This window comes from Paenibacillus sp. N119s (assembly GCF_059447605.1).
On record NZ_JCAJRU010000135.1, the window covers coordinates 1 to 14,102 of the forward strand.

The 14,102-nt window shown below is 44.9% G+C and carries 16 protein-coding genes; 15 read left to right on the top strand and 1 reads right to left on the bottom strand.

Annotation, left to right across the window (positions count from 1 at the left end; all coding sequences use genetic code 11):
• Positions 1-9: 9 nt before the first annotated feature.
• A complete protein-coding gene (locus AC5V8P_RS15710) occupies positions 10-333 on the bottom strand; it encodes a hypothetical protein (protein ID WP_064797201.1) in 324 nt (107 codons plus the stop codon).
• A 144-nt stretch (positions 334-477) separates the two neighbouring features.
• Here AC5V8P_RS15710 and uptA point away from each other — a divergent pair, with 144 nt between their 5' ends.
• From uptA to AC5V8P_RS15785, 15 genes are all read left to right on the top strand, one after another.
• A complete protein-coding gene (gene uptA, locus AC5V8P_RS15715; RefSeq protein ID WP_063212817.1) occupies positions 478-1,092 on the top strand; it encodes an undecaprenyl phosphate transporter UptA in 615 nt (204 codons plus the stop codon).
• 1 nt (position 1,093) lies between these two features.
• A complete protein-coding gene (locus tag AC5V8P_RS15720; protein WP_017425942.1) occupies positions 1,094-1,663 on the top strand; it encodes a thioredoxin family protein in 570 nt (189 codons plus the stop codon).
• 3 nt (positions 1,664-1,666) lie between these two features.
• Entirely contained in the window at positions 1,667-2,296 is a 630-nt protein-coding gene (locus AC5V8P_RS15725) for an MBL fold metallo-hydrolase (protein WP_064797200.1), read from the top strand.
• A 242-nt stretch (positions 2,297-2,538) separates the two neighbouring features.
• Positions 2,539-2,748 (top strand): hypothetical protein, encoded by a 210-nt coding sequence (locus tag AC5V8P_RS15730; protein WP_063212876.1) that lies wholly within the window; start codon positions 2,539-2,541, stop codon positions 2,746-2,748.
• Positions 2,749-2,828: 80 nt separating this feature from the next.
• Positions 2,829-3,215 carry a hypothetical protein gene (locus AC5V8P_RS15735; RefSeq protein WP_063212814.1) on the top strand — a complete coding sequence of 129 codons (387 nt, stop codon included), beginning with the start codon at positions 2,829-2,831 and terminating at the stop codon, positions 3,213-3,215.
• A 293-nt stretch (positions 3,216-3,508) separates the two neighbouring features.
• A complete protein-coding gene (gene gatC / locus AC5V8P_RS15740; protein ID WP_063212812.1) occupies positions 3,509-3,796 on the top strand; it encodes an Asp-tRNA(Asn)/Glu-tRNA(Gln) amidotransferase subunit GatC in 288 nt (95 codons plus the stop codon).
• A 27-nt stretch (positions 3,797-3,823) separates the two neighbouring features.
• Positions 3,824-5,281, top strand: coding sequence for an Asp-tRNA(Asn)/Glu-tRNA(Gln) amidotransferase subunit GatA (gatA, locus tag AC5V8P_RS15745; RefSeq protein ID WP_063212811.1), 1,458 nt, complete (start codon positions 3,824-3,826; stop codon positions 5,279-5,281).
• 26 nt (positions 5,282-5,307) lie between these two features.
• The gene (gene gatB / locus AC5V8P_RS15750; RefSeq protein ID WP_064797199.1) at positions 5,308-6,753 is read left to right on the top strand and encodes an Asp-tRNA(Asn)/Glu-tRNA(Gln) amidotransferase subunit GatB; all 1,446 of its coding nucleotides are present in this window, start codon (positions 5,308-5,310) and stop codon (positions 6,751-6,753) included.
• A 133-nt stretch (positions 6,754-6,886) separates the two neighbouring features.
• Positions 6,887-7,348 (top strand): GNAT family N-acetyltransferase, encoded by a 462-nt coding sequence (locus AC5V8P_RS15755; protein ID WP_064797198.1) that lies wholly within the window; start codon positions 6,887-6,889, stop codon positions 7,346-7,348.
• A gap of 58 nt (positions 7,349-7,406) precedes the next feature.
• The gene (locus AC5V8P_RS15760) at positions 7,407-8,120 is read left to right on the top strand and encodes an MgtC/SapB family protein (protein ID WP_063212808.1); all 714 of its coding nucleotides are present in this window, start codon (positions 7,407-7,409) and stop codon (positions 8,118-8,120) included.
• 82 nt (positions 8,121-8,202) lie between these two features.
• Positions 8,203-8,847 carry a hypothetical protein gene (locus AC5V8P_RS15765; protein ID WP_063212807.1) on the top strand — a complete coding sequence of 215 codons (645 nt, stop codon included), beginning with the start codon at positions 8,203-8,205 and terminating at the stop codon, positions 8,845-8,847.
• A gap of 7 nt (positions 8,848-8,854) precedes the next feature.
• Complete coding sequence (locus tag AC5V8P_RS15770; protein ID WP_064797197.1) at positions 8,855-10,258, top strand: DUF4097 family beta strand repeat-containing protein; 1,404 nt, start codon at positions 8,855-8,857, stop codon at positions 10,256-10,258.
• Between the two features lie 111 nt (positions 10,259-10,369).
• On the top strand, positions 10,370-10,801 hold the full coding sequence (locus AC5V8P_RS15775; RefSeq protein ID WP_013373015.1) for a Fur family transcriptional regulator: 432 nt from the start codon (positions 10,370-10,372) through the stop codon (positions 10,799-10,801).
• A 186-nt stretch (positions 10,802-10,987) separates the two neighbouring features.
• Positions 10,988-12,706: a glycosyl hydrolase family 18 protein gene (locus AC5V8P_RS15780; RefSeq protein ID WP_064797196.1), complete on the top strand. Its 1,719-nt coding sequence runs from the start codon at positions 10,988-10,990 to the stop codon at positions 12,704-12,706.
• 100 nt (positions 12,707-12,806) lie between these two features.
• A complete protein-coding gene (locus tag AC5V8P_RS15785; protein ID WP_064797195.1) occupies positions 12,807-13,697 on the top strand; it encodes a nucleotidyltransferase-like protein in 891 nt (296 codons plus the stop codon).
• Positions 13,698-14,102 lie beyond the last annotated feature (405 nt).

Sequence of the window (14,102 nt, forward strand, 5' to 3'; positions counted from 1 at the left end):
CGCAAACAGCTACCCGCCATAGGCACTTCTAAAAGCGGTGCACAAGACATCACGATCCACCTTCCACAATGTCGCGAGCTCCTCGCTGACATCTTCGTCCCACCAGTCGCAGAGTAATTTGCGATTGCTATGGTTTTCCGCAATCCAGATGAGGTGTCCGACGACCTTGCGGCAGTACAGCTCTTCACCCTGCTTGACCAGATCAGGGGCAATGTGAACAGGCAGACGCTTGCAGGTTCGGTACAGCTCTTTGCTGCATGCGCGGCGGATACCACGAGCCGTGGGTAAACGGGATTGTGAATTGTCATGTTTGGGGAATTTGCCGGGAGGCATATTGTACCCCCTCCTCTCTCTCACAACTTATGCGGGCACAGGAGCCGGGGTCACTGACCTCCCTAATTGCGCGAAGTGGCGACGTGTTCTGCCGCTATGATACACTAATGAAAATAGAGAAACAGGCAGGGAGTGGGAAGAGAAATGGACCATATATCTAGTATCATTAGTTATTTGTTTGAGATCATTCGCAGTATGGGGTATTTTGGTATTATGTTAGGCCTGATGGTGGAGGTTATTCCAAGTGAAATTGTCCTCGCTTATGGCGGCTTTTTAGTGTCCTCAGGACATATTAATTTTTTTGGAGCAGTTATTTTTGGAACGATTGGCGGGGTGCTGGCCCAGCTGTTTATATATTGGATCGGGCGCTATGGCGGCAGACCGGTATTGGATAAGTACGGGAAATACATACTCATCAAAAAAAGCCATGTCGACCACGCTGAAGCTTGGTTTAATAAATACGGCACAGGAGTCATTTTTACAGCTCGCTTCATCCCTGTTGTGCGTCACGCGATCTCAATCCCTGCCGGGTTGGCTCGAATGAACGTATGGCGCTTTATTATTTTGACGACGCTGGCGATTATACCTTGGTCTGTTTTGTTTATATATTTAGGTATGGTGCTGGGAGACAAGTGGGAGCAAATTGATGAAGTGGCGGCACCTTACATCAAACCCATCTTGCTGGTTGCGCTTGCACTCTTGATCGTTTATTTTGTAATCAAATGGATTGTAGCCAAAAACAAAAAAGGAAGTGTATAACATGAGCCGTACTAACGTATCGCAATATTTCGGCAAGGGCTTGAGTCCCGAGCAGTTTATGGAAGGTATGGAAAAAAACAAGGAAGCTTTTCGCTCCGGATACGATCAGTTTGTGTGGAGTAGCGAAGAGGATCGGGAGTTTTTTGAAAGCTTGAACCATCGTGACGATCTGCGTGTGCTTATATTGGCTGCCGACTGGTGTGGGGATGTCGTACGCAATGTACCTGTAGTGTTCCGCGCACTGGAAAATAGCGGTATTCCAACTGAAGTGTTGATTCTTGAAAATCATCAGGCGCTGATGGACGATTTCCTGACGATGGGCGGACGTGCTGTGCCGATTGTGATTTTTGCGGATACGGGAGGTCACGTACTTGGTCACTGGGGACCACGCCCTGCACATGTCCAACAAATTATGATCGAATTCAAACGTGAAAATCCAGATCGGGAAGCCGATGATTATCAAGAAAAAATCGCAGTTGCTCGCAAGGAAATGGCTGCAAAATATGGGGAGGGAACCGAGGTTCATCCTGTGATTGTTCAGGAATTACGCGAGCTGATCTCGGGATTTTAACTTATGACCTTATCAATTCGTAGCTTTAACCTTGGACCCCTTCAAACGAATGCTTATTTGCTTCAAGGAGATGATCCACAGCGCGCCGTTATTATTGATCCAGGAATGAATCCGGGACCTTTGCTGAGAGCGATTGAATCCCTGACCATTGAAGCTGTCCTGCTGACCCATGCCCATTTTGATCATATCGGTGGGGTGGAGGAGATTCGCAATGCCAAAGGATGCCCGGTATATCTACACGCCTTGGAGCAGGACTGGCTCACATCTCCTAAGCTGAATGGCTCCTTAATGTGGCCAGAGGCATCACCACCGATCTCGACAGAACCTGCTGAATATGATTTGGCAGAGGGGCAGCAATTAAATCTAATCGGGCATACATTCAAAGTGTTCCATACACCGGGGCATTCACCCGGTAGCGTCAGCTTCTTGTGCGGCAAAGATCTTTTTTCCGGGGATGTACTGTTCCGTCAGGGCGTTGGACGCACAGATCTAACGGGTGGCCGGGAACGTGATTTGTATGACTCCATCCAGAATAAGTTGTTTCCACTTGGAGATGACGTTACAGTGTATCCTGGTCACGGACCCAAAACATCCATTGGTTATGAGAAAGCCCACAATCCGTATATTCGTTAAATCTGATGAACATCAATTAGTGAGGCAAAATCAAAGAAGTGACAGGTTTTGCCTCAATTCGACAACAAAATATAAATTATGTATAGACAAAGGTTATTATTTTTGTTAACATACATGTATTAAAGTTACATACTAAACTCGCGAAGCACGCAAGCTGTGGATGAATCCCGGTTTGCGTTCTTTTTTTGCCCATAAGAGGATATAGAGGGATGAAGCCGTCAGATCACAAGGGGGGAGCAAGAATGAAAAGAAAACATATATATAAGGTACATCGTGAGAACGAAGGTAGTTTACATCTTCCCAAAATAATAGATATTAAAGATGATGTGGTAGGTTCCGAACCGAAGATTATAACCTGGAATAAGGTAAAACGGCGGGACAGAAGTCTTACACAAAACTGGCAGATAAGGCTCAATGAACATAGAAATGGACGAGGAGACGGTCGATTATGAAGATATATAGATGATATAGACAAGCTACCTTTTTTTTAGTAGACTTAGCAGATAAGTTCAGACAAACGGGGGGGCTAACGATGCATCATTTAGGAGCTAGAATTATGATCGTCGCGGATGCTTTTGAGCAGAATCTTCCTGTGGGCGAACATGGTTATATCATTGCTTACGACCGTAATGCGGACAATGCTTTTGACTATGTCATTCGCATACCGAAAGTGAATCGCAATTTTTTCGTACCATCCGGGGACATCGAGCTGGAAGAAAGTATTCTCAAGCTGGAAGCCGAACGGATTGAGCGTGAAGCGCTGATAGATTACGCCCTTGCTACTCATAATGAGAAGCTGTTCAGACATGTGATGAACGGTGGTCATGATTCAGTAGAGACGGAGGAAGAAGAAACCGCGGCAGAATTGTTGTCACAGGCTGATTTTATCAAACAAGTTAATTTACGTGCTTGGATATAGGAGTCGGCTGTTGCCGACTCTTTTTAACAATATATAATGAGCACGATTTCAGCTGCTATAGTTTTCTCGAAAGAGCACCGAGAGGTGCTTTTTTTATATTCTTTTAGTAACATTTACCTCATTCATGTACAGTCTGCTTCTGTACCGCGTCAAAGATTGAATTGTATAGGGTTCTATCCTATAATTAAAAACGTTATTTCAAAGTTCGGTGTAACATTTTTGATGTCAGGATTTTGCAAAATCCGATTCCAGTCGCTTATTGGATTTTTGTTTATATATGAGGAGGGATTTGAATGAACATTTCCAAAGAAGATGTCCGTCACGTAGCCAGGCTGTCCCGGTTGAATCTGACCGAGGCTGAGGAAGAAACCATGACAGGACAATTAAATGCCATTCTCCATTATGCGGAGAAGCTGAATGAGTTGGATACGGAGCAGGTAAAACCGACCACTCATGTGCTGCATGTCAGCAATGTTATGCGGGACGACGAAGTTCGCGAAAGTTTGACGCACGAGCAAGTGATGCGTAATGCACCTGAAGAAGAAGACGGACAGTTTAAAGTTCCTGCTGTTCTGGAATAGATTTCACATTTGAAAGGAGGATGCAAATTGAGCTTGTTTAATAACACATTGCCGGAAATACATAACAAGCTGCATCAAAAGGAAATTTCCGTGAGTGATCTGGTGGGACACGCTCTGGAGACAATTGATGCGCGGGAAGACAAGATCAGAGCCTATATTACCGTTGACGAGGAACAGGCCCGGGCATCCGCACGTCAGCTGGATGATCAGCTGATTTCAGGAGAAGAACGAGGGTTGTTGTTTGGTTTACCGGTCGGTATTAAGGATAATATCGTGACAGAAGGGCTGCGTACTACATGTGGTAGTCAGTTTTTGAAAAATTTTGACCCTGTTTACGACGCGACGGTTGTCGGTAAGTTACGCGCAGCGCAAACGGTGACACTTGGTAAAATGAACATGGACGAATTCGCCATGGGCGGTTCTAATGAGAACTCCAGCTTTTTCCCGGCACGTAATCCATGGGATCTAGAACGTGTTCCCGGCGGTTCCAGTGGTGGCTCGGCTGCGGCTGTTGCGGCGGGTGAGGCTTATTTCACACTCGGTTCCGATACAGGCGGCTCTATTCGCCAGCCTGCTTCTTATTGCGGTGTAGTTGGCCTAAAACCAACCTATGGTCTCGTATCCCGTTTTGGACTGGTGGCCTTTGCCTCCTCTTTAGACCAAATCGGACCAATTACCAAAAATGTTCAGGATTCGGCCTATGTTCTGCAAGCCATTGCTGGCTATGACCCGAAGGACTCCACGTCTGCGAAGGTAGACATTCCTGATTATTTGAACGCTTTAACCGGAGATGTAAAAGGACTTCGTATCGCTGTGCCTAAAGAGTATCTTGGTGAAGGTGTAGATCCACAGGTCAAGGAAAAAGTGCTCGATGCACTGAAAACACTGGAAGGATTGGGCGCTGTATGGGAAGAGGTATCTCTTCCACATACGGAATATGCGGTTGCGACATATTACCTGCTGGCTTCATCCGAAGCATCGTCCAATCTGGCCCGCTTCGACGGCGTGCGCTATGGTGTACGCTCTGACAATCCAGATAACCTGCTTGATCTCTACCATCAGTCCCGTACGCAAGGGTTTGGTCCTGAGGTGAAGCGTCGGATTATGCTCGGTACTTATGCACTCAGCTCCGGGTACTACGATGCTTATTATTTGAAAGCTCAAAAAGTGCGTACACTGATCAAACAGGATTTTGATCGTGTATTTGAACAATATGATGTGATTATCGGACCTACAGCACCGACTACCGCTTTCAAAATCGGTTCTCAAGTGGATGATCCATTAACGATGTATTTGAACGATATTTTGACGATTCCGGTAAGTTTGGCTGGTGTGCCGGCTATCAGTATTCCTTGTGGTCTTGCAGATGGAATGCCAGTCGGACTGCAAATTATCGGGAAAGCCTTTGACGAGTCTTCTGTACTGCGTGTAGCTCACGCCTTTGAACAAAATACTGAATTTCACAAGCAGCGTCCGCAGCTGTAATTTGTCAAAAAGGAGGGAACCTATTCATGTCTACAACTACATCGAAGTATGAGACGGTCATCGGACTTGAAGTCCATGTGGAACTGCATACGAAGTCCAAAATATTTTGCGGATGCTCGACATCCTTCGGAGCGCCGCCAAACTCTCATACATGTCCGGTTTGTCTCGGACATCCGGGGGTATTGCCAGTATTGAATCGTCAAGCCGTTGATTATGCGATGAAAGCAGCAATGGCGCTCAATTGCACCATCGCTGATGTGAGCAAGTTTGACCGCAAAAACTATTTTTACCCCGATTCACCGAAGGCTTACCAAATCTCGCAATATGATCAACCGATTGGCGAGAACGGCTGGATTGATATTGAAGTGAACGGTGAAACCAAGCGTATCGGTATTACCCGGTTGCATCTGGAAGAGGATGCAGGGAAATTAACCCATGTTGATGGTGGCTATGCGTCTTTGGTTGATTTTAACCGGGTCGGCACACCATTGGTGGAGATTGTTTCGGAACCAGATATATCTTCGCCGGAAGAAGCCAAGGCTTATCTGGAAAAAATACGTGCCATTATGCAGTATTGCGACGTATCCGATGTGAAGATGGAGGAAGGATCGCTTCGTTGTGATGCGAATATCAGCCTTCGTCCGCGCGGACAAAAAGAGCTGGGAACCAAAGCAGAACTGAAAAACATGAACTCCTTCCGTGGCGTACAGCGCGGATTGGAATATGAGCAGTTCCGGCAAGAACAGACGCTGGAAGAAGGCGGAACAATCGTACAGGAGACACGGCGCTGGGATGAGGCGCAGGGTAAGACCTTGTCCATGCGTGGTAAGGAGCAGGCGCACGACTACCGTTATTTCCCGGATCCGGATCTCGTTACACTGCATATTGACGAGGAGTGGAAAGAGCGTATCCGTGCTTCAATTCCTGAATTGCCTGACCAACGTAAAGCGCGTTATACTTCGGAATATGGATTACCTGAGTATGATGCACAGGTCATTACGTCCTCCAAGCCACTGGCTGATTTGTTTGAGGATAGTCTCCAGTACACCAAGGATGCCAAAGCAGTATCCAACTGGATTATGGGGGATTTACTCGGATATTTGAACAGTGCCGGTGTTGAACTGTCGCAGGTTAAATTGACAGGTCGAGGCTTGGGTGAAATGATTGGATTACTGGAAAAAGGGACGATCAATAGTAAAATTGCCAAAACAGTCTTCAAGGAAATGCTGGAAAGTGATAAACTGCCACAGCAAATTGTTGAAGAAAAAGGGCTTGTGCAAATCAGTGATGAGGGTGCAATTCTGACAATTGTCGAACAAGTTGTAGCAGCCAACCCGCAATCGGTCGAGGATTACAAAGCTGGCAAGCAAAAGGCCATCGGCTTCTTGGTCGGTCAAGTGATGAAGGAGAGCAAGGGCAAAGCTAACCCTGCCCTCGCTAATAAGTTGCTGACAGAAGTGCTGAATCGTTAATGGCATAGTTATGACAGGGGCTTGTCTTTTAGGGACAGGCCCCTTTTGCATAGTTGCAAAGCAACGCATGGACATCAAACAGGTATCAGAAGCGTGTTGACATATGATGAGTTTCCTTAGGAGGGCAAACGGCATGGTTACCCTATGTTCATTGGAAGATGATGATATTGTCAGTCAGATCTGGCGTCTTCAACACGTCGCCTATAGACTGGAAGCTGAGTTGATCGGGTTTAATGAGATTCCTCCGCTATTGGATACATTGGAGACGCTGAGAAGCTGCGGAGAGTCTTTTTACGGGTGGCTGGAGGATGGTGAACTTTTAGGGGCGCTGGCTGTGCAGTCTGAGTCGTCCGGATCGCTTACCCTTACACGTATGATGGTTCATCCAGATCATTTTCGCCAAGGAATTGCGGATTCCTTAATGAAGCATGTTTTGAATAAATATCAGAGTGTCCCCCTGTTTATTGTCACTACAGGAACTTTAAACACGCCAGCGGTGGCACTTTATCGAAAGCATGGTTTTCGTCCCGTTTCCGCAGCAGAGGTGGCCCCAGGCGTGGAATTAACCACCTACCATTTGCATAACGTGGAATAATACTCACAACCGCGTGCCCGGACAGGGAAACATGACCACAACCGGGAGGAGGACTCGAATGAATAATCCGTGGATTATAGACGATTCACATATCATTTTACGGCTATTACTGTCCATGCTTCTCGGTGGGTTCATTGGCTTTGAGCGCGAACGTTCCAATCACGCTGCTGGTTTACGAACTCACATTATGGTCAGTCTTGGTTCGACGCTGATTATGCTACTGTCCATTTACGGCTTTGCTGATTTTATTAAAGAAGCTAATGTGCGTATAGATCCAGCACGCTTGGCTACGGCGGTGATTACTGGCGTAGGCTTTTTGGGGGCAGGTACGATTATGTTCACGGGTAAATCCATTACTGGACTGACGACGGCGGCTTCCATTTGGGTCGTAGCTGCCATTGGCCTTGGGGTCGGAGCAGGCTTCTACTTCCCCTCTATAGCGGCAACTGTGCTCGTATTTTTAAATTTGTGGGTGTTCAACAAATTAGAACTTCGGTATATGCGTGGACGGAAGCGTCATCTTATTACACTGTACGGATTGTCTTCACACGGATTGCTAGAGCAAATTTCGACTTATTTAGAGCAAGAAAAGATAGAAATACGCAAAATCATGATTAAAGAGCATGAAAATGTTCCGTTTCATGAATTGCATCCGGATCGGCAGAGTATGGAGGTTTCCCTTGAGGTTCTGGCCCGACATGACTTTAATCCGGTACGTATTGCAGCTGATTTACGACAATGGGAAGATATAGCTGCAGTCTCCGTTGAGTGATCATATTCCTGTTTTTTACAGTTACTATCAAATCTGATTGGGGTACTATGTAACCATCAAAGTATTTTCAGCAGAGTTGCGTATGGAATTCAAAGGGGAGGATGGCATGAACTCGGAACAACCGTTACCGTCTGAACAGTCTAAACAGGCTGAACAGCCCTATAGACAGGAGCGGCGGGGGCGTCTGCAATACGCTAAATTTCGCAAAGTAATTGCTATTATCATGGCAGCTATAATACCAGGAATGGGACATCTTTTTTTAGGACTGTTTATTAGGGGACTTACATTTATTGTATTGCTCCTGCTAGATATTTTTGCGATGTTGTATGTTTCCTCAGATGGTCTAAGGATTAACATCCCGCTGCTTATTTTGCTTGGATTGTTTATACCCGTTCTATATTTTTATAATGTATACGATGTCTTACAGTCAGCAGATTACATGGTTCGTTATCGGCGTAAGCCAGATCAATATGCACGAATGGATGCTAGAGGTCAGCAAAGCAGTCCTTTTTATGCATGGGAAAGAGGTTTTGCCTTTGCCGTGCTATTGGTAGCAGGTGGAGGACTTATGATTCTGTTCCGCATGAAACCTCGCTGGTTAAGCATTTTCTTTGAAGATTACGGATTTTTGACGCTGGCCATTATATTAATGATGATCGGTTTATTCCTTTTTCTAAGGGAAGCCTTATTGTCCTTTAGACGTAAAAAGTTGAAAGAAAGAGGGTGAAGCAGGCGTGCACCGCAAAATAAGAGTCGGCCGCTACACCGCTTCGCTTTTGTTGATGGCTGTAGGCATTTTGCTGATTGTAGATGTGCTTCAGAACACTGAATATATGCTTCAGCTCCTTGTGTGGTGGCCTGTAATCTTTGTGCTGTGGGGACTGGAGTATCTGATTTTTTTTGGCGTGTACTATCGCAAGGAAGGCAAGCCTGACAATGGACGACGTTTTAGGCCTGACCTTAAGGGAATTCTGTCCGCTTTGGTAGTGACTGCCTCGGTTTTTATCGTGACTCAGCAAAACCATTATATGTATCTGTGGAACCGGGTTAGTCTCAATCTGACATCGGCCTCTATGGATTTTAGCCAGGCTAAAGAGAATCGGTATGATATGGGCGGTGTGCTCATACCTGTAACGATGCAGACGTCCGATGTGGTAGTTGATTCGGTGAATGGAGATATAACACTGATCAGACGACCTGTGTCCAATATAGAGGTGCGTGGGACTCTATGGGTGGACCAAGCGCCTGCGGCCGAGGCGGACAAGATTGCTCAAGCTTCTTCACTGACCTCTACCGACGGGAAGACCATTCAGATTCGTCCGGAGGTACAGTCATACGGAGCATCAAGTAAACGTCAGCCTCGTATGAACATGCTGATCACCGTGCCGGAGGACCGGCGATTCAATATGCAGATTAGAACCTCCAATGGGAATATTACCTTGAATGGAATTGACGCTATCGACAGCATCCGGCTTGAGAGCGGTAATGGGAATCTCATAGTTAATGATGCTATTGGCAATGTCAAAGGAGTCACTCTGAACGGTCAGATTAGATTGCATCGGATTACCGGAGATGTGGATGTGCGCACGAACCGTGGTGATATGCAGGCAGGGGATATTGAGGGAGCCGTGTCATTACACACCATGGTAGGTAACATCCAGGTTGCTCGCTCGGAAGGGGATATCACTGCAGATACTCAGAATGGTGACATGAATATACTGAATTCTAAAGCCAAACTGAATGCAAGTTCACTTAACGGTGCAATCAAAGTGCATAGCGAGCAGGTAGGAGGGGACTGGAAAATATACAGTGCTGTTGGTGATATCGTATTGGATCTTCCGTCGAATGGAGATTTTCAGCTAGAGGGTTCAAGCAGTTATGGTAATCTTCAGTCCGATTTTCCATTTAAAATAGACAGTAAAAGTATTTCAGGCCAAAACGGGGATGGCAAATATGTGATCAACGTAGAAGGGAATAGCAATTTAACCATCAAAAAGTTACTGATACCGTCGTTACCCGACTTGAATGATTCCGGGGAATCGACTGCACCCGATACCTCTGGAAACTCTCTGGATGAACGAGAAGCTCCTATGACAGATACTCCTATAGGAACATCCGGCGACAATGCGTCGCGTTGACAAGAATCTTGAGTAGACCGTACAATGTGAGTAGCTATAGAAGTAAATTGTAAATAGATGTGTGGTAATTTTTGATAGGATTGCAAGTAAGGGATAAGGCGGTGGACATATATGGCAGCACGCGTCCAGCATGCTTTGGAACTTCTGAAGAAGACAGGTGTACGCATAACACCCCAGCGCCATGCCATATTAAACTATTTAATGGAATCTATGGGGCATCCGACTGCAGATGAAATATATCGTGCGCTTGAGTCCAAGTTTCCAAGTATGAGTGTGGCTACGGTTTATAATAACTTAAAGATGTTTATAGAAGCGGGTATGGTACATGAGTTGACCTATGGAGATAACGCCAGTCGATATGATGCCAATATTTCGGAGCACTATCACATCATTTGTGAAAAATGCGGAAAAATTGAAGATTTCAGTTATCCGTATTTGGCAGATGTGGAACGCCATGCTGCGTTGGAAACAGGCTTCGAGGTACATGGACATCGTATGGAGTTACACGGAGTATGCAAAGCTTGTAGTAACAAACAATCGTAACGAAACAAGGAATAGAAGTTTTTGTGGCGTATGTATATATTGTAATGGATTGGAAACGTGAGGAATTCCCCATAAGTGGGGATTTACCGCGTTTTTTTGTTTAAATCACTTTGTTTTTTTGTTTCAAGTCATCTGCTGAAGTCACAAAATACAGAAATCAAAATTTCTTACAATGGAGGTTCAATATTGGCCAGAATTCATTCCAGACGCCGCCGTAAACGTTCTCGATTCAAAGGAGCGGCAAGCCTGCTATTATTCGCAGCGATTATATGCGCTATTACTGTCGTATGGTATGGTAATCCTCTTCACGAGAAACCGGATTGGCAGGGGAGTGTCCGACCTATTTTTATGAAGGGCAAGTTAACCGGATATGAAGCTCAAAGCTCCGGCAAAAACATGTTGATGCCGCTTAAATTGATACAAGGTCAAATTGACCCTACAATTCGTTATGAGGATGACAGCCAAACCGTCATTATGGCAACGAGGCAAAGCTTGCTCCATATGAACGTTTCACAGACACAAGGAGAACTGAATGGTAAAGCATATGCGCTTAGCGCCGCCCCTCAGATCATCGGTGGAGAGGTGTATATCCCCATAGAGGCTGTACGTGAAGTGTATGGTATATCCATACACGAAGATCCTTTGACAGGTGCCGTTATTTTAATGAAAGCTGGAGAGAAGGTCAGGCTAGGTAGTGTAGAAAAGAAAGATGGGGAACAGGATGCTAGAATTGCTTTGCGTAAAGAAGCCTCTAGCCTATCTTTTATTTTGACCGATGTATCTCAGCAGACAAAAGTACGCATCTGGTCCCAACAGGGCGATTGGTATTTTGTGCAGTTAGACAATGGCTATGCAGGATACATTAAGTCAGACTGTATCTCTGAAGGAGAAGAGCTTGCGATACCTTCGGTTAAGGACGAATTGTCCATCTCGGAGAAGCATTGGGAGGGTAGACCCGTGAATCTCGCTTGGGAAGCTGTCTATAATCGTAAGCCTGATCCTTCCAAATTTGATCCTATGCCTGGCGTAAATGTGGTAAGTCCTACATGGTTTAGCGTCGTTGATGATGAGGGCACTGTAGAAAGCAAGGCGGACCCTGCATATGTCAGCTGGGCACATCGCAAGGGGATGGAGGTATGGGGCTTGTTGAGCAACAGCTTTAACCCCGAAATAACAACCGAGGCATTATCTACTTTTGAACGCCGAAAGTCGATTGTAGATCAAATGATTTCACTTGCCCTAGAAAATGATCTGGACGGTATTAATATTGACTTTGAAAATGTTCATACAAAGGATGGCCCTAATGTTACCCAGTTTTTGCGGGAACTTAAACCGATGGCTCGGGCACATGATTTGATATTGTCCATTGATGTTACGCCTAAATCTCAAAGTGAGATGTGGTCTGCCTTCTTGGATCGAAAATCACTAGGCGCGATCACTGATTATCTCATGGTAATGGCGTATGATGAGCATTGGGCAGCTAGTCCAAAGGCTGGTTCCGTTGCCTCATTGCCATGGACAGAAGCGTCGATTAAGCGGGTTCTTCAGGAAGACGAAGTGCCGCCTCAAAAAGTAATTTTAGGTATACCGTTATATACCCGCGTTTGGTCCGAGACTCCCAAAGAAGGGAAGATTAAGGTCACATCCAAATCACTTGGTATGGAGTCAGTAGCGGATATCATAGCCGAATTTAAGTTGAAGCCTAAATTTAGAGCCTCCGAAGGTCAGAATTATGTCGAGTATACAGAAGACGGTGTGGTCAAAAAGATTTGGTTAGAAGATCAGGTATCCCTGAAGGCAAGAGTGGAACTTGCCAAATCACTGAATCTGGGCGGAATTGGTGTGTGGAGTCGAAGTTTTGCAGATAAAAATGCTTGGATAAAGCTGAAAGAAATAATTAAATAAGATAAAAATTTATACAATTGAAGAAGGAAGTTTCTTATTTATGTAGAAATGATCACATGTATCCAAAATCCAATTTAGCGGTTATAGCCGCCTTGCAGGTATGGAGGGTGAAGTGCAGCTAACCAAATTAAACCTGATGCATGATGAATTGTTGCAGGAAGATTCAATAGGTGTTATTTCGTACAGAAAGCCGGGAGAGTATTTCCACGGTTCGATGTTGCACGACTTTGATGAACTCATTCTGATTATTGGAGAAGGCCGGAAACCAGTTCGTTCTATTCAACACTTATTGATTAATGGATTAAAGTGCCAAGTGTTGTACACAACGCTCAGATGTCTGAAGGGCTGGATTATCGCTGGTGAACAAGCCAACATTATAGATTATGTGCTAGAAGGTCGTATGGTCTGGGAACGGGATGAAAGGGTTCGTCTTTTAAGGCAGGAAATTATTGAATTTAACGATCCACTGCGGGAGCAGAAACGATTTCATGAGTTCTCCCGCTTTCTGGTCAATTACGTTCAGGGTAAAAAAGCAGTACGAGAAGGGCGGACCATTGACGCTTATCAAAGTGTATTGAAGGCACTGGATCATTGGGCTTCTATTGAACTCATTGAACGAGGAATTTATCCTAAGGTTCACTTATGGGTTCAGGTACAATCGCTGGATCGAACGGTTGAAAAGTTGTATAACGAGCTCACATTAAGTACGGAGACTCTGGAGCAACGGGTTGAACTGGTACTGCTTGCTTGTGAATTTTCAGTCTTGTCAAAAATGGAGGAGTGCTCCTCTCCGCTATTACGTATATTAGGCAGCAGGCGGGAACCTTGGTCAATAGATGAACTTATGAATCATCCTGAGCTAGAAAATCTACAATTAGATCTTACTGTCGTGCTTCGTAAGCTGGTTTATCGTTCGCTTATTAGAGAATCAGCCGCCGGGGGATTTAGGGATCGCGGACAAAATCGTGAACTGCGCTACTCCCTTCTTTGACGATGGTCGAAGAGGTTAATTTATCAGGAAGAAAGGTTGATATACGCGATCCTTTCTTCCTTTTTTCTTACCTGAATTATAATTTACAGGAGATAAAAATAAATAAATTATTAGTCTAGCTTGACGAGTATGTAAAATATGTGCTAAGTTATAACTCGCCCCATTAAGCAACACGAATAATTTATAACTGTCTAAAGCAGGATAAAAGGTGTTGCAACAAGCGAAAAAATAAAGTTTAAAAAAATGCTTGACGAAAAATGAGGTTATGTGTTACATTATTTAAGTCGCCGCTGAGACGCGGTGGTGAAACAAAGCGAGTCATAATAAAGGTTTGATCTTTGAAAACTGAACAACGAGTGAGTAAATTGATTTTGTTCGCAAAATCAAACATGAGATATTTTATCT